Genomic DNA, 21,969 nt, shown 5'->3' with positions numbered 1-21,969 from the left:
TTAGGGTTCTTTCGAAATCAAGGAAACACGGTGAACCGATGTTGACTTACGCAAACAGAAACCGAAAGTTTGCGTGACCAGACGAGAACTACCTTTTTAAAAGTTATCAACAAGGTTCTTATCAAGAATTTCTTAGACAACAAAACCCTACGGGACAGCTTAATCTAGGGGACTTACCAACGTAAAGGGTTCGGATGAGCCCCAATAAAAAAAGCAACCGAACAAAGTACGGCTGCTTTCACTCATTATATTCTTGAACGTAAATACGCATTAATAAAAATATCAATATCTCCGTCTGTTACTGCTTGAACGTTTCCAACCTCAGTATTTGTTCGATGGTCTTTTACCATAGAATATGGGTGGAACACATAAGAACGAATTTGGCTTCCCCAACCAATTTCTTTTTGAGCTCCACGGATTTCAGCAAGTTGTTTTTCTTTTTGTTCCAATTCAAGCTGATATAATTTGGCCTTTAACATATTCATTGCTTTTTCACGGTTTTTAATTTGCGATCTTTCATTTTGACATGTCACGACAGTACCCGTTGGAATATGAGTAATTCGAACAGCGGAATCTGTTGTATTGACGTGCTGACCACCTGCTCCACTTGAACGGTACGTATCAATTTTTAGATCTTCTGTACGAATATCAATCTCAATGTCATCTGTAAATTCAGGCATTACTTCACATGAAACAAAAGACGTATGTCTGCGGCCCGATGAATCGAAAGGTGAAATACGAACGAGACGATGAACACCTTTTTCAGCTTTTAAATAACCGTAAGCATTGTGGCCCTTAATTAATAACGTTACGCTTTTAATCCCAGCTTCGTCACCAGGTAAATAATCGAGCGTTTCTACTTTAAAGCCTTTTTTCTCTGCCCAGCGTGTATACATACGAAGAAGGATAGAGCCCCAATCTTGAGATTCCGTACCACCTGCCCCTGGATGAAGCTCTAGAATGGCATTATTTTTATCATAAGGCTCACTTAATAGAAGTTGCAACTCAAAATCGTTTAAACGACCGACAAGTTCTCTCAACTCGGATTCGAGCTCTTTCTCTAACTCTGCATCATTTTCTTCTTTCACTAGTTCATGAGTAAGTTCCAGATTTTCTTGCGTTTCGAGCAATTCCTTATATTCACCCACAAGATCTTTTAGGCTATTTGCCTCGTTTATCACCGTTTGTGCAGCTTGCTGATCATCCCAGAATCCGGGCTCCAGCATTCTTTCATCAAGTTCGGCAATTCGTGTCTCTTTTTCGTCTAAGTCAAAGAGACCCCCTAAAGTCGGCCAAGCGTGAAGCCGTTTTTTCAAGTTCCGATCTTACTTCAAATAATTCCATTTCCAACACCTCAAATATGGGATTTCTTGCTGTTCAAGTCATGAGCACATATACTTTGCTCATTTATAAATCAAATCTACAAAATGTATGCCCGTCAAAACATCGTCTTAGTCAACGGGCATACATTTATTTATTTTAGATTAGGAGTGACCTATGCTAATCTTCCATGACAATTCTTATATTTTTTCCCGCTTCCACATGGGCACGGTGAATTACGGCCAATACTTTCTTCTTTACGGATTGGTTTTCTTTTTACCTCTCCGCCTTCTTCTTTCGGATTAACAGCTTGCCCTTTTGCAACTTCCTCACGCTGTAAGTTATTGCGAATTTCTGCTTTCATAACATATTTTGCAGTATCTTCTTCAATGGCAGTAACCATACTTTCAAACATAGCAAAACCTTCAGCTTGGTATTCTCTTAGTGGGTCAATTTGACCGTAAGCGCGTAAATGAATACCTTGTCTTAGTTGCTCCATTGCGTCAATATGGTCAATCCATTTTGAATCAACGGAACGAAGTAAAATAACTTTTTCGAACTCACGCATTTGCTCTGGAGTTAAATATTCTTCTTTTTGATCATAGCGAATTTTTACTTTCTCAAAAATTAAATTAACCATTTCTTCCGGATCTTTACGCTTTAAATCATCGGCAGTTAGATCGCCTTCAGGAAGTAAATTCGCATTCACATAATCGATTATTCCTTGTAAGTTCCATTGCTCTTCTTCCTCATTTGAAGGAGTATGAATAGAGACCACTCTTTCAATAACAGAAACAATCATTTTCTCAATTATGTCACGTAAATTTTCTGATTCCATTACATCATTACGTTGTTGATAAATGATTTCACGCTGTTGACGTAAAACATCATCGTATTGTAGAAGCTGCTTACGTGCGTCAAAGTTATTACCCTCTACACGTTTTTGCGCGGATTCTACTGCTTTTGAAACCATTCTGCTTTGAATCGGTTGGGAGTCGTCCATTCCAAGTCTTTGCATCATGTTTTTCATATTATCTGATCCAAAGCGTCTCATTAATTCGTCTTCCATAGACAAATAAAATTGCGTAATACCTGGATCACCTTGACGACCAGAACGTCCCCTCAACTGATTATCAATCCGTCGAGATTCATGACGTTCAGTCCCGATAACCGCTAAACCGCCTAGTTCTTTTACACCTTCACCAAGCTTAATATCGGTACCACGACCTGCCATATTCGTAGCAATCGTTACAGCACCCGGTTGCCCAGCTTCCACAATTATTTCAGCTTCACGACCATGGTTTTTAGCATTTAATACATTATGCTTTATACCCTTTTTTTGTAAAAGTGAAGAAATAAGCTCTGACGTTTCAATTGCTACAGTACCTACTAAAACAGGTTGACCTTTGCTGTTGCGCTCAGCTATATCTTCAACTACTGCACGGAATTTACCATCCATTGATGAATAAATTAAATCTGGACGATCATCCCTTGCAATAGGTTGGTTCGTTGGAATCGCAATAACTCGCATATTATAAATGTTGCGGAATTCTTCTTCTTCAGTTTTAGCAGTTCCCGTCATACCGGCAAGCTTTTCGTACATACGGAAATAGTTTTGGAATGTGATTGTCGCCATCGTCATGGATTCGTTCTGAATCTCAACGCCTTCTTTAGCTTCAATTGCTTGATGAAGACCATCACTGAAACGGCGGCCTTTCATAAGACGTCCAGTAAACTGGTCAACGATAACGATTTCGCCATCTTGCACTACATAATCTACATCTAAATGCATACTTGCATGTGCTTTTAAAGCTTGGTTAAGATGGTGATTCAATGTCACATGAGAAATATCGAATAGGTTATCGATTTTAAAGGCGCGTTCAGCTTTATTAATTCCCTCTTCCGTTAGTTGAACCCCTTTTGTTTTTTCATCATACGTAAAATCCTCGTCTTTTTTCAACATGTTGACGAAGGAATTGGCTTGGATATACAATTGTGTTGATTTTTGAGCTGTCCCCGAAATAATTAATGGAGTTCTCGCTTCATCAATTAAAATGGAGTCGACTTCGTCAATGACCGCGTAGTGCAAAGGCCTTTGTACTTTTTGCTCTGTATAAAGCACCATATTATCACGTAGATAGTCAAAACCAAACTCATTATTAGTACCATACGTAATATCTGCTGCGTATGCTTCTTGTTTTTCTTCCTTTGACATGCTATTTAAATTGAGTCCAACAGTCAAACCTAAAAACTGATATAACTCTCCCATTTCTGTCGCGTCACGATTAGCTAAGTATTCGTTGACTGTAACGACGTGAACGCCTTTACCAGTAAGCGCGTTTAAATAAACAGGCATCGTGGCCGTGAGTGTTTTACCTTCACCAGTTTTCATCTCAGAGATATTTCCTTCGTGAAGTGCGGCTCCCCCCATAAGTTGGACGGGATAAGGATAGAGACCTAGAACTCGTCTGGCACCTTCACGAACAACCGCAAATGCTTCAACTAAAAGACTATCAAGAGACTCGCCTTTTTGATATCTTTCTTTAAATTCTTCAGTTTTTGCTCGCAATTCGTCGTCCGTTTTTCTTTCTATCTCTGACTCTAATGCTTGAATGTTTTCAGCAATCTTTTCCAAGCGTTTAATTTCACGCGTATTTGGATCAAATAATTTATTTAAAAAAGCCACCATATATAGAACGCTCCCTTACATATAAAATTCGGGCGAAATAAACAGTAAAATTGAGGATACGTTATACAGATTTAGCCCAAAATAACTACTTCTGCCTTATAATCTTATCACTATCGGCTTTTCATGACAACAAGCGACCTACTAGTGAATATATTGGCATGATACAACTATTTATAGGAAAATCGCTCCGTAGACAAGCGCCCCAGCAATAACGTAGGCAGGATGAATTTTCCACTTTTCTAGTAGGAAAAGACTCGCTATCCCAATTATTATGGTATGGATATAGCCCGCACCTTCGACCGAAATTGAATTAACGAAAAAACTTACTGTCATAATCCCAAGCAAAACGGCAATTGCAGGTCTTACAAGCTGTGTCATTTTTTTCACTTGGGGAGAATGCTTATATTTTAGTAAAATGCTAAGCAACGTAATCATCATAATCATAGAAGGAGCAACTGTTGCAAAAAGAGCTACCGCAGCTCCCAACACTCCAGCTTGTTGGAACCCTATATATCCAGCCATTTTGGTTGCAATCGGGCCAGGCAAGGCATTTCCAAGAGCAAGCATTTCACTAAATTCGTGAACCGTTAGCCAGCCATACCTATCTACCACTTCATTTTCAATTAAAGGAATGGAAGACGGACCGCCCCCATAGCCAAGAATACCAGGAATAAAGAATGCAAGGAAAATTTGCCAATAAATCATGATTGGCCTCCTTTAACTTGCTTTTCCTTCTTTTTACTTCCTAAAACAAAAGCCGTAATTAGAAGAACAGCAATCAATATTCCTGGATGTATATTCAGAAATTCTAAAGCAAGGACACTAACCAAAACGAGCAAAATTGCCCAAAGCCATCCAAGGGATTTCTTTGATTTTACGACGAAATCCCACGCTAAAACTCCGAGCATCACACCAGCTACTGGCAATACAGCCTTAGACATACCTGCCACCCAAGGTTTATCTTTATGCGCTGCTAGAAGCGTTAAAAATAAAATCATCAGAACTACAGTCGGTATCGCGGTTGCAAATAAGGCATTCATCATTCCCCAGAAGCCACCGACTCTCCAGCCGATGTATCCTGCCATCTTCGTATTAATCGGTCCTGGCAGGGCATTTGCCAAAGCCAAAACATCTGAAAACTCTTCATCATTCATCCATTTAAACGTGAGAACTACTTCTCTATGAACGAGAGGAATGGCTGACGGCCCTCCCCCAAATCCAAGCATACCCGACCGAAAAAAAGCTATAAAAATATCTTTTTGTTTCATTAAGTAAAACCGCCTTTACTTGAAGCACTTCGTTGAATAGGAATATTGGAAAAAAGAATAATAGGATTCTATTACGGACAAGCCTACCCTATTGTTGATTCTATTCCCTGTTTAAAAAGTTCAATTCCTCTATAAGAATAACCTATTTTCTGATAAAAGTTCCAATTTCCGTTTAGATTCTACCAAGCTGCAATCGAACCATCAGTCCTTGATTCCGTTCCGCCCATTAATACTCCTGTTTCGCTGTTGCGCCAAATGGCTTGACCACGTCCAAAGCTTCCTCCATCTACAGCTAATTGGACTTGATGACCTTTTCTGGCAAGTGCCTGTGCAATATGTAGTGGGAAATTCGGTTCGAGCAACACTTTTTTTCCTTCTGTCCATTGCCAGCGAGGTGCATCGAGAGCTGCTTGCGGATTTAAATGAAAATCAATTGTATTTGAAACTACTTGGAAATGGCCTTGTGGCTGCATGTAGCCTCCCATCACTCCAAATGGTCCAACAGCCTCGCCGTCTTTCGTTAAAAATCCAGGAATAATGGTGTTGTAGCATCTTTTCCCAGGTTGCAAAGCATTCGGTTGACTTTCATCTAATGAAAAATCATGTCCGCGATTTTGTAACGCAATTCCTGTATCTGGAACTACAATACCTGACCCAAATCCCATATAGTTACTTTGAATGAAAGAAACCATATTGCCATCACTGTCAGCCGTTGCCAAGTATACCGTTCCACCTTTTGGCAGATCAATTGCAGTAGGCTCTAAAGCTTCATCACCAATTTCTTGCCTGCGTCTATCCGCATACTCTTCAGATAGAAGGTGTTCAACACTAATAGGCATATGTACTGGCTCTGTTATAAACGTCTTTCCATCCATAAACGCTAGCTTCATTGCTTCTATTTGCTTATGATACGTTTCAACACTTTCTTTTTCTGTAAAAGTAAAGCCTTTTGCAATATTAAGAGCCATGAGAGTGATAATCCCTTGTCCATTAGGAGGGATTTCCCATACATCATAACCTCGATAATTCACTGAAACAGGTTCAACCCATTCTGCTTGAAAAGAAGCTAAATCATCCTTAGAAAGAAACCCTCCATGCTTTTCTACGAAAGATGTTATCTTCTCTGCAAGTTCACCTTTGTAAAAACTCTCAGCATTCGTTTCTGCGATCGATCGTAAAGTTGCCGCATGGCCTGGTGAACGCCATAGTTCACCGATTTCTGGGGCTCGCCCATTTGGTGCAAACGTTTCAAACCATGGTTTAAATTCCTCTTTAGTCGAAAACAATTCCAAAAATCGATTGTACGCTAGCTTCCAGTACTTTCCCAAAACTGGCGTTAATGGAAAGCCTTCTTCAGCATATTGTATAGCTGGTTGTAATGTTTCCTTCAATGATAAATTTCCAAACTTTTTAGAAAGCTCAGCCCAAGCCGATGGAACTCCAGGTACTGTAATAGGGATAACTCCATGGACAGGCATTTTTTGAATCCCTAATTCTTTTAGTTTTTCAATGCTAATCGATTTTGGAGAAGGACCGCTAGCATTTAATCCGTGAAGCTTCCCTTTTGTCCACACGAGTGCAAAAGCATCTCCGCCGATTCCATTTGAAGTAGGCTCAACGACCGTAAGTGCAGCTGCAGTTGCAATCGCAGCATCAATTGCGTTTCCACCTTTTTTCAAAATATCCAAACCAGCTTGAGCTGCTAATGGCTGTGATGTCGCAACCATACCGTTTTTTGCAAATACGGTAGTTCGTTGTGATGTATATGGTTGATATAAATGATCTAATTTCATGCTTTTGACAGCCTTCTTTCTAAATAATTGACATAAAGTTAATTTTACTATGGAAGTAAGCATTAGAAAAGGCAATAAGGATAAAAGCATTTACCTTTATCCTTATTTATGAAAATATTCATTTTACCAAACTGCTATGCTGCCGTCAGCCCTAGGTTCCGTTCCACCAGACAATATCCCAGTTTCTGGGTCCCTGCATATAATTTGTCCTCTCCCGAACATTCCAGAATCGACTGCACGCTGGACAATATGCCCTTTTCGAACTAAGGCTTTGGCAATGTGATCAGGAAATTGCGGTTCTACTTCGATGATTTTTTCTTTTATCCATCGCCATCTAGGTGCATCCAGTGCTGCTTGGGGATTTAAGATAAAATCTACTAAGTTCATGACAACTTGTACATGGGCTTGTGGTTGAATCATTCCACACATCACCCCAAATGGTCCAACGGGTTCATTTTCCTTCGTAATAAATCCCGGGATTATTGTATGAAGTGTTTTCTTCCCGCCTTCTAGTGCATTGTGATGATTTGGATCTAAAGAAAAACCACTACCTCTATTTTGTAAGCAGATTCCTGTCCCTGGAACAACAACGCCCGAACCGAAGTCTCCTGCGTGACTTTGAATAAAGGAAACCATATTGCCTTCTTGGTCAGCAGTAGCTAGGTAAACCGTACCACCAGGGACTGGTTCTCCCGCTTCAGGAAGGATTGCTTTATCATTTATTAGAGCACGCCTGACAGCCGCGTATTGTTCAGAAAGTAATTCTTCCTCAGTTACCTTCATTTTTTTCCGATCAGTAATATATTTTAGGCCATCCACATACGCCAATTTTACTGCCTCAATTTGCTTATGATACGTTTCAACAGAATCCTTTGAATCGTAATCAAAGTCCTTTAGCATCTGTAGTGCCATTAATGCAACAATCCCTTGTCCATTTGGAGGGATCTCCCAAATATCATAACCCTTATAATTCACACTTATCGGCTGTACCCATTCAGGTTCATAAGCTGCAAGATCTTCCTTAGTTAAAAAACCATTGTATTTCGCCACACATTCGGCGATTTTTTCAGCAAGTTCACCGCGATAAAAGGCTTCTCCATCTGTTTCAGCGATAGCTTGCAAAGTGCGGGCATGGTCTGGAGACTTCCAAATCTCGCCTATTTCAGGTGCCCTACCATTAGGAGCATACACATTGAACCATTCTTGGTATTCTTCGCCTTTAAACTGTTCGGTATATTCATGAAAACGGATATCCCAAAACTTCCCGATTTCTGATGATACCGGAAAACCTTCGCGAGCGTATTCTATAGCAGGCTTTAACACTTCAGTTAAAGGAAGCTTCCCAAAGCGTTTGGACAACGCAACCCATGAAGCTGGTGTCCCTGGAACGGTAATAGGTAATACTCCAATCCCAGGCATATATTCATGCCCCATTGCTTTTACCTTTTCAATCGAAATGTTTTTTGGCGCTGGCCCACTTGCATTTAGACCATGCAGTTCATCCTTTGTCCACACAAGTACAAAGGAATCGCCGCCAATACTTGTAGAGTTCGGCTCAACAACCGTTAAGCAGGCAGCCGTCGCGATTGCCGCATCGATCGCATTTCCCCCTTGCTGCATAACTCTAAGACCAGCTTGAGCTGCCAGTGGTTGAGTTGTTGCTACCATCCCTTTCTGTCCATGAACCGTCATTCTTTGCGAAGAGTAAGGATAATATTGATGATCTGTCTTCATATACAATTCTCCCTAGTTTTAAATTTTTTCTTTTTTATACCCCTTTTTCATAAAAGCGTTGGTGCAAAAGTTACGAAAGCACTTACAATAATTCTAATTTATTGAATTATATATTTCTACTAAAATTTTTCATACATAAAAACACGCAGTCAATATAACTGCGTGCTTTTTCAAATTAAATTTAGTTTGTTTCAATTAATCCATATTTACCGTCTTTTCTACGATATACAATGTTTGTTCCATCTGTTTCTGCATCTGTGTAGATGAAGAAGCTATGTCCCAGCATGTTCATTTGAAGAACTGCTTCTTCGCTATCCATTGGTTTTAAATCAAAGCGCTTTGTGCGGACGATGGTCATTTCATCATCATCCTCTTCAAAAGCTGCAGCTCCGTTAACATTTGTATTGAAAAATTCAATACCATTTCCTTTTTCACGGAATTTACGATTTACTTTTGTTTTATGTTTACGAATTTGTCTTTCAAGCTTATCAACAATTAGGTCAATCGCAGCGTACATATCGTTATTTACTTCTTCTGCACGAAGCGTCAATTGTGGAATCGGGATTGTAATTTCAACTTTAGATCTTTTATCAGGATTCACCTTTAAGTTTACATGTACATTTGCTTCAGGAGTTTCATTAAAGTAACGCTCTAGTTTTCCAACTTTCTTTTCTACATGATCACGAATTGCTTCAGTGACCTCGATGTTTTCACCACGAATTTGGAATTTCAGCATATATAACTCCTCCTTTTATAATGCTATGTATATATATTTCTATACAAAACTTAAAAATCCTTCCTGTTTCCTATAAATATTTTGTCGAAAACGTGAAATTTGACACTTTTTTTATTTTCTTTTATCGTAAAACATTCCATCCAGTTGTTCAGTTGCCGAATAAGGATTAGCATATCGTTCTGCAGATATCTTTCTTTGTTCTAACCCATTGATATCCTTTTGAATATCCAGTTGTACTTTTTTTAAGTAGTTCGTCATTTCCTTATCCAATAGGAGCAGTTTATTCCCAGCTAGTTTTTCTTCAAAAGAAACCGGCTTTTTTATCTTGGACAGCCATTCAGCACGCTGATCTAACAATTGCTCAATCTTCTCAATTACTTCGTCGCGATTCGTGGGATTTGACTTAGATATTGTTATGATATTTTCTGTTATTTCCACGCATTTTTCGACAGCGTTCATTAAACTCCGTTGCCCCCAACTGCATGTTGCATCTGGCGATTCATTTGAATAGCCTGCTTCCAAGTATCACGGAATTCGGTTATAAGTTCTTCAACTTCCTTCAGTTTTTCCAAGTCATTATGAATATTCACTTCAATAAGCCGACGATTTGCATAGTCATAAAGGGACATCATATTTTTAGAAATTTCCATATCCATATTTAAAGTCACCATTAACTCCGAAATAATATTTTGAGCCTTTTGGATATTCGTATTTTTCACTTCAATGTCCTTTGATTCAATAGCAACTCTCGCCAAATTGATAAATTTCAAACAACCATTGTAAAGCATCAGTGTAAGCTCACCAGGTGATGCAGTCGTAACAGCATTTGTACGATAAGCTTGGTATGGATTAGCGCTTGCCATTTCATTCACTCCTTAATGTTAAGGACTTTTCCCTATTACTATTATCTCATAAACCAGTATTAAGAGCCCGAAAATTGCTGCCATAAATAATTAGATTGTTCATTAGCACGTTGAATTGCTTTTTCCATGGCAGTAAATTGACGCCAATAGCGATCCTCAGTTAATTTCAATTTTTGTTCAAAACGAGTGATTCCTTTATCCACATTGTCAAGCTCGCGACCAATCGTAAACTGCTGATTTGTAGAAGTGGCACGTCCCGCTTTTTCCTGCAACTTTTTCATCGTTGCATCAACCGTGTCATATAGTTTATGCACGACTCCTCGATCAGATGTGCTTCCATCTCCACGGAATAAGTTTTCAACAGATTGTGGATCTTTCTCAAGCGCCTCTTTTAGCTTAGCTTCATCGATTTCAAGCTTTCCACCTTCCAAATAATTAGCGGTGGTTTTAATGCCGATACTCGCAAGCTGTTTAAATAGGCCATTCGTTTCGATCACGCTGGACATATCCAATCTCATACTGGATAAAACACTAGAAAGAACTGAATCACCTTTTAAAAGACCACTTCTAGCCATCTCTTCCCATTTTTCTTGTTGCTTATCGGATAATTCTTCTTTCTCATCATCCGTTAAAGGCTTATAACTACGGTATCGATTCTCATTTAACTTACCATTAATATCAGCAATTAATTCATTATATTGCGTGACAAATGCTTTTATATTTTCAAATACTTGGTTAGTGTCGTTGCCGATGGAAATAGAAATCGGTTGGACAGTATCTTTAAGAAATGTTTGTTTAAGTGTAAACGTGACGCCGCTCATTTCGAAGGTGTTGGAGTTTCTTTGTGTATCCAGACCGTTAATGGTAAAAATGGCGTTTTGTCCATCGGTGTAATCACTGTTTGAAAACCCTAAAACATTTTCAATAAATTGTCCACTAACAATTATGTCCTGCTCACTCTCACCACCAAATTTCCCTGTTTCTTTTCTTGTTAAAGTCACTTTATCGGAAAATGAATCATAAAACATTGTAACGCCTGCAGTGGACTCATTAACTTTACGAATGACACTATTTAGAGTGTCATTTTCATTTATAAAGATCTTTTCATTTACTTCTCCTTTAGAAGTTTGGGTCTTAATATCGAATGATGCGTAATTTTGCGTATACGATATTTTAACGTTTGAACCTTGAGGAACCCCAATGATCGGAGTACCTTCTTCATCATTTTTAAAAACATTCTCCGTTTCATTAAAATGAATTGCACCCGTAGAAGGAATTATTTTTCCGAGATTTTGACCAGTGGTTTTATCTTTAAGGTAAAACAAACCATCAGCGTTTTGAACCGGGTCTCCAATAACTAAGTTAAATGTAGTGATACCGTCATCTAACGTTATATTTACTTCTAAATCTTCTTTATTTACTGGTCTTCCAAGATTAATCACATTTAATGGTACATCATCTGCTACATCGATGTTTTGTGTTTTTTTGTCTAAAACATAATCTACCTTGACAACACTATCTTTAGTTAAAGGTGTGCCAAACGTTAATGTACCATCATTGCCGATAGAGACTTGTCCTGCACTAGGGTTTGCCGAGGATACAACTTCAAGAGTTTTACCATTAACCTTAATATTCGCACCTGGTTTAATATTACCACCAAATAAATCAAGCTTTACCTCTTGGCCAGCCTCTTTAATATTAAACGTTTTTGTTTCTACAACACCTTGTTGCCAGACAATATTATTAGCAAAAGCCCCTTGCTGACTTACAAGACTCCTAGTTGAATCTATTTTATTCGTATCACTCGAAACTTTATTTTTCGTTACCTTTATAGCAGCACTCGCCAACTGCTTAACCTCAGAAATCGAATACGATGCCTGCGAAGCACCACTCGTTACAGTAGCCGAAACAAACGTATCATTCGAGGATGTCACGGTTCGCGCACGGTAATTCGGTGTCAGTTTCAAATTGGCTAACTTGTCCCTAAATGACAACAATTTTGTGTTCAAAGTACGGTAGTCGTCGCGTTGCCATTCGAGTGTTTGCTTTTTTTGTTTTAGTTTATCTAGTGGCATGCGTTCTGCGCGCATTAGATCTTTGACCATTTTGTCGATGTCCATGCCACTTGCAAGACCTGCAATTCTCATATATAAACCTCCATTTCAAAACATAACGCCGGAGTTTTTAGTAAAAAACCGAGGTGTCAGACCGGCTACTTATACTCGCTAAATTTTTTTATCAACCATTAATCCCAAGTACTCAGTCATGGCCGCAAAAATATCTAACATTCTTTTGGCTGGTATTTCTTTTACTACTTCTTGAGTTGCTTCATCTACAATGGTTACGTAATATTCATTCAACTTATCGTGATATTGAAATTTCAAATGGGTGTTAGGTGAAGCTTTCAAAAAGTCATTCATGCTGCTTACTACTTTTTCTAATTGATCAATTGAATTTAAATTAGGTGAAGTTTTTACTTTTTCTACATCTTGTGACTGCTCTTGAGACACATTAACTCCTTCAGCCCTGTTTGATACAGGTTCTTTAATTGAAAGATTTACCGATAAACCTCCTCCAACCTGTCCTACCATTGCTTTCTCCCCTTCGTACCAGTTTCAAGATAATCTAGTTTTTATATCGGCAATCTTTACCATTTGTTTAAGTGAATACTCTATTATTGTGTTTATAAATCATGTACTTTTGCATTCCTTTAGCATTGTCAAGGGCTGTCCCGGCACAGATAACAGCTTTTTCCAATTCCCCCCTCTTCAATTCCAATTCTGCCTTCAGTGCATATTTCATCCATGTAGTTTCAATTTTCTCTACGTATTCCTCCGCTTTTTCAAAATTCCCCTCGTCAATTAATACAATGCCTTCATAATAATATTGAAATGGAAGTGGTTTTATCTCGTTAATGTACTTTTTCATTTCTAAGACATCTTTGTTATATAAGGAATATATTGTTTTAAAAATGGCTTGGTGTTGAGTTTTTTTGTACCTTTTTAAAATTTTTTCAAGTGATTCCGAAACGACCATATCCTCTTCATTGGCTATACCATAATAAAAAGCAATCAATGGTTGGTTAAGATTATTTTTCATAAATCGCTCTATGTTTTTAATATTCTTCGAAAAATACATGTAGTAGACCTTTGGTGCCAGAATAATTAAAAACAGGAGCACAAACGTTAATGCAAATACATATGGCATTGGAATATGGTGTGATGATAGTAATCCTATTAATACAAAGGCAATAATTAATGAAAGAAAAAATGTTTTTTTCAAATTAATCCCTACTTTTCTAAAAAATTATGTTTTATCTAAAGAGAATCGGGAATATGATTAATACAACTCCATATATCACTTTTCCATTAAAGGAGTGGTTCTTATGAAGTACAATGTTGATGGTCCTAAAGTGGCACATGGAGTGGAGACCCCCTAAAGGGTCAGGGAGACTGGTGATAACGCCAGTCTCTTTCTTTTTTATAGACAAGTGCTCATTTAGTTGTCCATATTGCTCCAAACTTCCATTCTCCATATATGATTGAGTCAAGCTTACCCAATATATAAATAGGAGGATCCACGTGAATCATTACAATCAGATAGATTATGCACACTTACCTATGGAATATTATCATCAACATATTCCAATGGAGCAATATGATAAAAGAATTTTGGGTCGCCCATTTGGATGGGGAAAATCATTTGGATTTGGCTTGCCTAGATTCGGATTCGGAAACCCTTTTTTCATTTAACATGTAAAAACAACATTGCCACTCGTTTGAGGCTAGTCTTACGAAATATTAGGCTTGCCTCTTCGACATTTCCCGGGAAATGTCGAGTCTTCGTTTATTCCGTGGGAAATAGGGAATAAGAAGATATGAGAAATCTACTTAAAAGGAGAATGCCAATTATGAAAAACAAAGCTATATTTACAACACTTGCACTTGGCGCTGCTTATTTACTAAGGAATGAAAAGTCCCGAAATAAACTCATGAATCAATTTAAAAACATGAGTTCAAAAAACAAGTAGATTTCCCTAACAAAAATGCCCCTTATATTAAAGGGGCTTTTTGTATTTTATTTCTAATGAAGCGGGATTCTTCCTTGTTCATGACTCGTTAGCCAAGAATCAAGTTCTGTGATAGGCATTGGTTTCGAAAAATAAAAACCTTGCAATTGCGGGCAACCCAATTTTTTCAGAGTTCGCCATTGCTCAATTGTTTCAACACCCTCGCTGACAACATTTAAATTTAATAATTTCGCAAGGTCTATAATCGTTTTAGCAATCCCTTTACTCACTTCATTATTTGCAATATCGCGTATAAATTGACGATCTATTTTAATCTCCTGTATTGGGAAATGTTGTAAGTAATGAAATGCTGAAAAACCTGTTCCAAAATCATCAATGCTTACTGAAAAACCAAGATTTTGCAATTCGGCAATTCTATTTTTTACTCTCTCAAAGTCCTCCATTGCAACATTCTCTGTGATTTCGATGACGAATTGACAAGGATTAACTTCATATTTATCGAGACATTCTTTCAAAAACTGATTCAATCTTGAATGTAAGAAGTGTCTAGGTGAAATATTGATGGATAATGTGTAATTGTTTTCTCCGCATTCCTTCCACTTTTCAAGTTGCTTAAAGGCATTTTCAATTACCCATTCATCAATAGCCATAATAAGGCCAGTTGATTCAGCAAGCTCGATAAAATTAAGTGGTGGTATGAGCCCTTTTTCAGGGTGATTCCAGCGGATTAGTGCTTCAAATCCAATAATTTCACCTGTAAAACTATTTATTTTTGGCTGGTAATAAAGTTCAAATTCATTTAAATCGAGCCCTTTTCGCAAGTTCATTTCGGCAAGTAGATCATCTTCTATCATGTTTATCATATCTTCTGTGAACCTTGCCTGAACAGATCTTGCATATTTTTTCTTAGCAGTGTTGAGAGCAACTTGTGCCATTTGAATACATTTATTAGCATCTTGTCCGTGATCAGGGTAAATGCTAACTCCATAGCTATGCGTCACATATACGTCCTGCCCTTGAATGAACATTGGAGCATGCAGGTTTTTGGCAATTTCCTCCATGCTCACACATTTAACCTCACCGTCTGAACTTGCCGGTAAAAATAGTGCAAAATGACCGAACCCAATACGTGAAACTAGTCCTTTTGATTGGATGGATTCTTGAAGGCGCCTTGCTGTTGTCAATATCACTTCATCGCCGCTACTATATCCAAGAACATCTTGAATACTGTTAAACTGGTCAAGTTGCAAATATACCATTAACCTCTTTTCACCAGGTTTCAATTCATTCATCATTGTATCCACTTGTTCGAGAAACGCATGATGATTAGAAAGACCGGTCAACGGATCAATATATGCAAGTTCAAGCATTTTACCTTCTTCTTCAATCCAATTTATCCGCTCAAAGATAAAGCTAACCATATCTGCAAGCATTCCCGCAATTGTTTGATCTAACTCAGACCAAGATTTAGTCGAAAATGATTCACAGCAAAGTACTCCACCGATACCTTTACTTAAAATCAATGGAACATCCAGCAATGATTTAACGCCACCCATTTGTTGGAAATATCCATTGTTCAAATCTGCAACACGTGAATCTGTTTCAGTATCTGTAACTGCCAGTGATCTATTTTTTACAATTTCTTTAAAATATCTCGGCATTTTCATTGATTCCAGCTCTACGCCTAGTAAATGTCTATGAGATTTTCTATCATATAAGTTGCGGCAAGTTAAAATTGTTTGGTCCTCATTAAATATCCAAATGCCGACTCGATCACAATTAATTAATAATGAAATGGTTTCACATAATTCACGAAGCATTGATTGGATTTCCGCTTTAGAAATCGTTTTAGCTTTAGCTAAATCAAATAGTCGTTGTTGTTGATCCCTTAATGTTTTTTCCATTTCAACTGCTTCAAATAATCCTTTTTCGATATGAGGCAAAATAATATAGAGGATTTCGTTATTGGAAAGAGAACTAGATGATACATCGAATAGCCGATCTCCAATGAATAGTTCAGTCTCTTTCACACTGCCACTTTTCATTTTTAATAACTTAGATGTAATGGTCGATTGATACTGCTCAAAAATGTTATTTCGATCGTGAACGAGCGAAAATGATTGATTTTCTCTATTAAAAAGCAGTATACAGGGAGCATGATGCCATACCATTTTAACACGTCCTTGTGTTATAAATTAAAAATACTCGTATTCTATGTATCGGCAGAATAATGAAGATTTGTAGCAATAAATGTATTTTTTTTCATAAAAAAGAATCGCTTCCTATTGAAAGCGATCCTTTTTCAGCCACTATGCATTTTGTCCTACGTGTAGGTCCGGAGTTTTCTTCATTCTATTATCTTTACGTTGTTGCATTGCTTTTTTGACAGCTGGGATTAAGAATCGGTCAACTCCATAATATGTTGCGCCTTTCCAAGCTATGAGTAGAACGAATGCTGCTAGTAATAATGTTGGATTTGTCGCTATAGTTCCTGCCCAGAGGAAGTTAAGATTCATGATTCCTGCTGCGACAAGTGCTGGGACTGTTAATGCTCCAATAATTAATCCAATACCGACTAGCACTTCACCCCATGCTACTAAGAAGTTAAAGAGAGTTACATTTGGTAGAGCGACATTTTCTAGAAACGTTGCGTACCAAGCTTGAACGATTGGTGCTTCTCCGCCTGCTTTTGCTATTGCTCCGTGTATGAATCCAGTTGCATCAAAACCTCCAAATGCTTTGTGCCAACCTGCCTGCAACCATTGTACCCCGAGCCATATTCTTAATACCGCCCAAAGGATACCGATGACTCTTTCATCTAATACCTTTTTCATTTTACTCACTCCATTTTTTTGATAAAGAGCATTTGTGAAAAATTTCACATTATTGTTTAAAAAAATTTATAAGTGCTTGATCTGTTATGATGTTAGTTTGTGAATTATTTCACTATCTCTTTTCACTTATAATATACTATGGTTTCATCCTTTTTGCAACAGACATTTCCTATATTTCAATATTTTGACATAATTGGATACCCAGATTAATTTATATAAGAAAAACGAGTAAAAGAAAAGCCAAATCATTAAAATTACACTTCAACCAGTCGAAAGCGATATAGAGAAGCAAGCATTTTTCAGACTTTAAAAAAAATATGGAAAACGATGTCAAAATGAATGGCGATAGGACTTGTTTATGCTATACTACTTCTTAAAAGGAGGCGATGGAGTTAAATGTCAGACAAGAAAGTTCGCTGGGGTATTATGAGTACAGCAAGTATAGGAAAACGTTCTGTCATTCCTGGAATTCAAGAGTCAGAACGAAATGAAGTTGTAGCAGTAGCAAGTAGATCTTTAGAAAGTGCTCAAGCTTTTGCGAATGAGTTGGGGATAGGAAAGGCATACGGAAGCTACGAGGAATTACTTAACGATCCTGAAATCGATGCCGTTTATATCCCACTACCGAATCACTTACATAAGGAATGGACAATCAGAGCTGCAGAAGCAGGAAAACATATTTTATGTGAAAAGCCGATTGCTTTAGATGAGCATGAAGCGAAAGAAATGGTAGAAGCATGTGAAAAAGCTGGCGTCGTCCTTGCCGAAGCTTTCATGTATCGCCACCAAAAAAGATATGAAGATATTAAACAACGGATTAAAAATCGAGAAATCGGTGAAATACGTGGAATTCATGGAGTTTTTACATTTAATAATGCCGGTGACTACACCAATATCCGTTATACGAAAGAATGGGGAGGCGGATCCATTTACGATGTTGGATGCTACCCTATCAGCGCCGCGCGTTTAATTTTAGAGGAGGAACCGCAGGCTGTTACGACACACGCTTTATTCTCGCCGGAACATGGAAATGTAGATATGATGGCATCTGGATTAATGGAGTTTTCCAATGGAGTTGCGTTGACATTTGATTGTGCCATGTGGGCAGAATTTCGTAATGAACTCGAAATCCTAGGAACAGATGGAAGAATTGTTTTAAAAGCTGCGTTCCTCGGTGACCAATCTTACGAAATCATTAAGGGTGGACAAACAGAAACCGTTCCTGACGATAATATCAATTCTTATAAATTGCAGGCTGATAGTTTTGCAGAAAGTGTACTTGATGGGAAACCAGTAAAATTCCCATTTGAGGATATCCTTAAAAATATGAGAGCAGTAAAAGCAGCTTTAGAGTCAGCAGAAAAAAGAGAAAGAATCATTTTAAATTAAAGGGGTTGAACGTAAATGAAAAGTATTCGCGTAAAAGGTGTAGATAAAGATATTTCTAGTTTAGTAATGGGTTCTGATTATTTTACACCAGAAAAAATGGACCTTGTAACAGAGGTATTAAACAATTACATGGAAATCGGTGGAAATACGATTGACACTGCCTACATTTATTATGGAGGTAAAAGTGAAGAAGCAATCGGTATTTGGATGGAAGAAAATAAGCGTCGTGATGATGTCATCATTTTAACAAAAGGTGCTCATCCAAATCACGAAGGACCACGTGTCAGCAAAAAAGCGATTGACGAAGAATTAAAAATCAGCTTAGAAAGACTTCGTACTGACTATGTTGAATTGTATGCTCTACATCGCGATAACCCAGAAGTGCCAGTGGGCGAAATTTTGGAAACGTTAAACGCTCATGTAGAAGCTGGTCGCATTGGAGCTTTTGGTGGATCTAACTGGTCAATCGAAAGACTTCAAGAAGCAAATGACTATGCAGCTAAGAACGGACTTGTGGGCTTTTCATTCAGCAGCCCGAACCTAAGTCTTGCAAAAGCGCAAGAACCATATTGGGCTGGATGTGTTTCTGTAGATGATCCTATGTTAGCTTGGCATGAAGGAAATAATATGCCACTTTTCTCATGGTCATCACAAGCTCGCGGATTCTTCACTGGAAGATTCACTCCAGAAGATCGCTCCAATGAAGATCTAGTTCGCGTATTTTATAACGACGACAACTGGGAGCGTTACCGCCGTGCTGAACAGCTTGCTAAGGAAAAAGGCGTGGAAACAATCCAAATCAGCTTAGCTTATGTATTGAACCAAAGCTTCCCAGCTGCTGCCATCATTGGACCACAAAACAAACAAGAAATGGTATCCTGCCGTCAAGCTGCAGATATTAGGTTGACAGAAGACGAAATTAAATGGCTTGATCTTCGTACTAGATAATAAAGTAGCAGAAGCGCATGTCGAGTCCATGATGAGAAAAAATGATGAGCCATAAAAGCAAATCATTGTTAACTATCATTGGAAGGGATGTAAAAATCCACTATTCAATATGCGTTAAAGCTATACAATGACAAAGACCCGGTGAGAATATTCTCGCCGGGTTATCAATATCTTCATTTTATTGAAAGTTTCCATTCCACTTTCATTGTACTCCATTCACCATTTTCGAAATATGAAAGAACTTCAATCGTTCCAATTCCGTCAGCATGATAAGCTCCACTCACTTGCCGATAACTTTTTAAACCATACCCAGCCTTCCCTTTTATCTTCACAATTTGAAAAAACGCAATTGGATCTATCATTAATTCAGCAGGTTCATTTAACATGCCTTTTTTTTGGTAAAGACCTAGCCGGATGTAATCCTCACTACGATTCGAAAGATTTAATTGAATTGGATTTGGAATCCCCGGGACTGTCATAAACGCCTTGAAGTTATTTTGAAAAGAACTTTCAACTGGTAATGGCTCAGGTAAGGGTAATTCACGAAGAGTTCCTTCTTTTATTGTATGTAAAGCGAAATTATAGAGTCCCCCACTTCCCCCTGTTGCGCTTGAATAAAGAATGTCATCAGCACCATCATGATTCAAATCAACAAATTCAAGTTTAGGTTCAAATCCACCTTCATAAAGGATTTGGATTTTCCGAATACCTTTCCCCTCTATTTCAGCACAAACTTCTTGGTAGTAATCTTTATTATCTTTTAGTGGATTTCCATACACTGTTATTTTTTCAGGAATGCCATCACCCGTCACATCATGATGATATTCCAAAATGGTTTTCGGTTTTTTTGCAGCAAAAACTGGAGAGATATGAGAAAAAGAGAACAATAAGGCCATGGCAACAATCATTAGACTATATCTTTTCATTAAATCATCTCCAAAAGGTTTGGTGTTTTATCTATTTTTCACGTTCCAATCAGAATTATGTAATGAGACAAGGATAAGTTTCAGATTGTTAAATCTTGCATAAATTGTAGAATTTTGTTGAAAAATGGTATATACTTAAGTACCGAACACAAAGTCACATATCATCCATATAGAAAAAGGCAAACTATTTGAAAAGATAGGACGCAAAGCTAAGGGTCTAAAGTTGAATAGGGTAAAAGCCCTATTAACTATGATCGCCTGGTTACCAAATGTTGTTTTCTTATATTAATGACTTGATAAGCTTAATATAAGTATCTTTTTGGCTATTCTTTTTGAAGAATAGCTTATTTTTTTAAGGAGAGTGTCTCAATTGTCGATATCCATAGAACAAAGAAATAAAACGGTTAGAGACCTGCTTAATGGAACTTTCACATCATTTAAAAATGTAATTCCAATTCAGCATGAAACTAAAAAACCTCAGTTATTAGGAAAGTCCTTGCACCTTCAATACGGAGTTCTAATTGGAATTACAGGAGATATTAAAGGAAATATCATATTATCTTCTAATCCAGGCGTTTTTGGATCCATCGGAGAAGTTATGTTTGGGATGTCGTTAGAAGGAGATATGCTGGCATCATTCAGTGGCGAACTCGGGAATATGATTGCTGGCTCCCTCTCAACTATTATTGTGGAAAATGGACTTAAAACTGATATCACGTCTCCAACAATAATGGAAGGAAATACGACACTATCCGGTTATGATAAGGCAATTCAGTTAACAATTGTTTTAGAAGAAATTGGGGAAATGGATATTTATTTATTAATAGATTGAAGATAAAGCTGTCATCGTGACAGCTTTTTTTATTTAGAATCTTGGGATTTTAAACTAACGCATATTAATTACAATGACAGAATTATTTTAAATGGCATAATAGTTATAAAAGGATGGTGATTTTTATGGGGTATGTAGAAGATTTACGTAAATTAATTGGAACAAGGCCAGTGATTTTAGTCGGTTCAGTCGTGATTGTCATAAACGAGAGTAATAAAGTGTTGTTACAGCAGCGCAGTTATCCATACGGTGTGTGGGGATTGCCCGGTGGACTAATGGAATTGACTGAATCAACGGAGGACTGTGCAAGAAGAGAAGTGTTCGAAGAAACTGGATTGGTCATCGGGGATTTAGAACTACTTTCAGTTTCTTCAGGGCCGCAAAACTTTATAAAAGCACAGAATGGTGACGAATTTTATGTCGTCACGATAACATATATCACAAGAGAGATTTTAGAAGGAGGCCTAAAGGTCGATGGTGCCGAATCTTTAAGTCTTGATTATTTTGACTTAAACAATCTCCCTGAAAACATGGTTGGAGGTCACCGGAAAGCAATCGATAAATATGTTAATACAATATCTGAAAACCTTGATTCCAGGTGACACCG

The 21,969-nt window shown here is 37.7% G+C and carries 20 protein-coding genes and 1 riboswitch; of the genes, 5 read left to right on the top strand and 15 right to left on the bottom strand.

Annotated features, from left to right (window positions below; all coding sequences use genetic code 11):
• Window positions 1-245: 245 nt before the first annotated feature.
• The 12 genes from prfB to MT489_RS09105 all read right to left on the bottom strand — a co-directional run bounded on the left by prfB (window position 246) and on the right by MT489_RS09105 (window position 13,685).
• Window positions 246-1,344, bottom strand: a protein-coding gene (gene prfB, locus MT489_RS09160) for a peptide chain release factor 2 (protein WP_370876416.1) whose coding sequence is annotated in 2 segments (ribosomal slippage) — window positions 246-1,271 and window positions 1,273-1,344 — 1,098 coding nt in all. Because the reading frame shifts where the segments join, the coding sequence is not laid out codon by codon here.
• Between the two features lie 151 nt (window positions 1,345-1,495).
• Window positions 1,496-4,009: a preprotein translocase subunit SecA gene (secA, locus tag MT489_RS09155; protein WP_244681241.1), complete on the bottom strand. Its 2,514-nt coding sequence runs from the start codon at window positions 4,007-4,009 to the stop codon at window positions 1,496-1,498.
• A gap of 171 nt (window positions 4,010-4,180) precedes the next feature.
• Window positions 4,181-4,714 carry a chromate transporter gene (locus MT489_RS09150; RefSeq protein WP_244681240.1) on the bottom strand — a complete coding sequence of 178 codons (534 nt, stop codon included), beginning with the start codon at window positions 4,712-4,714 and terminating at the stop codon, window positions 4,181-4,183.
• Window positions 4,711-5,277, bottom strand: a complete 567-nt coding sequence (locus MT489_RS09145; RefSeq protein ID WP_244681239.1) for a chromate transporter — start codon at window positions 5,275-5,277, stop codon at window positions 4,711-4,713. Before MT489_RS09145 ends, MT489_RS09150 begins: the two co-directional genes overlap by 4 nt.
• A gap of 179 nt (window positions 5,278-5,456) precedes the next feature.
• On the bottom strand, window positions 5,457-7,070 hold the full coding sequence (ggt, locus tag MT489_RS09140) for a gamma-glutamyltransferase (RefSeq protein ID WP_244681238.1): 1,614 nt from the start codon (window positions 7,068-7,070) through the stop codon (window positions 5,457-5,459).
• Window positions 7,071-7,193: 123 nt separating this feature from the next.
• Window positions 7,194-8,804, bottom strand: coding sequence for a gamma-glutamyltransferase (ggt, locus tag MT489_RS09135; RefSeq protein ID WP_244681237.1), 1,611 nt, complete (start codon window positions 8,802-8,804; stop codon window positions 7,194-7,196).
• Window positions 8,805-8,985: 181 nt separating this feature from the next.
• Window positions 8,986-9,540, bottom strand: a complete 555-nt coding sequence (hpf, locus tag MT489_RS09130) for a ribosome hibernation-promoting factor, HPF/YfiA family (RefSeq protein ID WP_244681236.1) — start codon at window positions 9,538-9,540, stop codon at window positions 8,986-8,988.
• A 111-nt stretch (window positions 9,541-9,651) separates the two neighbouring features.
• Window positions 9,652-9,999 carry a flagellar protein FliT gene (fliT, locus tag MT489_RS09125; protein WP_244681235.1) on the bottom strand — a complete coding sequence of 116 codons (348 nt, stop codon included), beginning with the start codon at window positions 9,997-9,999 and terminating at the stop codon, window positions 9,652-9,654.
• Complete coding sequence (gene fliS / locus MT489_RS09120; protein WP_244681234.1) at window positions 9,999-10,403, bottom strand: flagellar export chaperone FliS; 405 nt, start codon at window positions 10,401-10,403, stop codon at window positions 9,999-10,001. Before fliS ends, fliT begins: the two co-directional genes overlap by 1 nt.
• Before the next feature lie 59 nt (window positions 10,404-10,462).
• Window positions 10,463-12,550 carry a flagellar filament capping protein FliD gene (gene fliD / locus MT489_RS09115; protein WP_244681233.1) on the bottom strand — a complete coding sequence of 696 codons (2,088 nt, stop codon included), beginning with the start codon at window positions 12,548-12,550 and terminating at the stop codon, window positions 10,463-10,465.
• A 78-nt stretch (window positions 12,551-12,628) separates the two neighbouring features.
• The gene (flaG, locus tag MT489_RS09110; protein ID WP_244681232.1) at window positions 12,629-12,994 is read right to left on the bottom strand and encodes a flagellar protein FlaG; all 366 of its coding nucleotides are present in this window, start codon (window positions 12,992-12,994) and stop codon (window positions 12,629-12,631) included.
• 67 nt (window positions 12,995-13,061) lie between these two features.
• Window positions 13,062-13,685, bottom strand: coding sequence for a hypothetical protein (locus MT489_RS09105; RefSeq protein WP_244681231.1), 624 nt, complete (start codon window positions 13,683-13,685; stop codon window positions 13,062-13,064).
• A 299-nt stretch (window positions 13,686-13,984) separates the two neighbouring features.
• Between MT489_RS09105 and MT489_RS09100 the strand changes: the two genes are divergently transcribed.
• Window positions 13,985-14,155 carry a hypothetical protein gene (locus MT489_RS09100; protein ID WP_244681230.1) on the top strand — a complete coding sequence of 57 codons (171 nt, stop codon included), beginning with the start codon at window positions 13,985-13,987 and terminating at the stop codon, window positions 14,153-14,155.
• Between the two features lie 331 nt (window positions 14,156-14,486).
• Here MT489_RS09100 and MT489_RS09095 read toward each other — a convergent pair whose 3' ends face one another.
• Together MT489_RS09095 and MT489_RS09090 are read right to left on the bottom strand one after the other, a co-directional pair.
• Window positions 14,487-16,604 carry a sensor domain-containing phosphodiesterase gene (locus MT489_RS09095; RefSeq protein ID WP_244681229.1) on the bottom strand — a complete coding sequence of 706 codons (2,118 nt, stop codon included), beginning with the start codon at window positions 16,602-16,604 and terminating at the stop codon, window positions 14,487-14,489.
• 138 nt (window positions 16,605-16,742) lie between these two features.
• A complete protein-coding gene (locus tag MT489_RS09090) occupies window positions 16,743-17,267 on the bottom strand; it encodes a DoxX family protein (protein WP_244681228.1) in 525 nt (174 codons plus the stop codon).
• A 396-nt stretch (window positions 17,268-17,663) separates the two neighbouring features.
• Between MT489_RS09090 and MT489_RS09085 the strand changes: the two genes are divergently transcribed.
• A complete protein-coding gene (locus tag MT489_RS09085) occupies window positions 17,664-18,656 on the top strand; it encodes a Gfo/Idh/MocA family protein (RefSeq protein WP_244681227.1) in 993 nt (330 codons plus the stop codon).
• Between the two features lie 15 nt (window positions 18,657-18,671).
• A complete protein-coding gene (locus MT489_RS09080; RefSeq protein ID WP_244681226.1) occupies window positions 18,672-19,604 on the top strand; it encodes an aldo/keto reductase in 933 nt (310 codons plus the stop codon).
• A 173-nt stretch (window positions 19,605-19,777) separates the two neighbouring features.
• On the opposite strand, the gene MT489_RS09075 is transcribed toward MT489_RS09080, so the two are convergent.
• Window positions 19,778-20,530 carry a hypothetical protein gene (locus tag MT489_RS09075; RefSeq protein WP_244681225.1) on the bottom strand — a complete coding sequence of 251 codons (753 nt, stop codon included), beginning with the start codon at window positions 20,528-20,530 and terminating at the stop codon, window positions 19,778-19,780.
• 168 nt (window positions 20,531-20,698) lie between these two features.
• A riboswitch (cyclic di-GMP riboswitch) is annotated at window positions 20,699-20,800 on the top strand.
• A 100-nt stretch (window positions 20,801-20,900) separates the two neighbouring features.
• On the opposite strand from MT489_RS09075, the gene MT489_RS09070 reads away from it, so the two are divergent.
• Window positions 20,901-21,362: a chemotaxis protein CheX gene (locus tag MT489_RS09070; RefSeq protein ID WP_244681224.1), complete on the top strand. Its 462-nt coding sequence runs from the start codon at window positions 20,901-20,903 to the stop codon at window positions 21,360-21,362.
• A 125-nt stretch (window positions 21,363-21,487) separates the two neighbouring features.
• Entirely contained in the window at window positions 21,488-21,964 is a 477-nt protein-coding gene (locus MT489_RS09065) for an NUDIX hydrolase (RefSeq protein ID WP_244681223.1), read from the top strand.
• The last annotated feature ends 5 nt before the right edge of the window (window positions 21,965-21,969 follow it).

This window comes from Lederbergia wuyishanensis (genome assembly GCF_022900255.1).
In the GTDB taxonomy this organism is placed as follows: domain Bacteria; phylum Bacillota; class Bacilli; order Bacillales; family Bacillaceae_C; genus Lederbergia; species Lederbergia wuyishanensis.
Note: the sequence above shows the minus strand (reverse complement) of the source record. Positions and strands in the feature narration are given on the sequence as shown.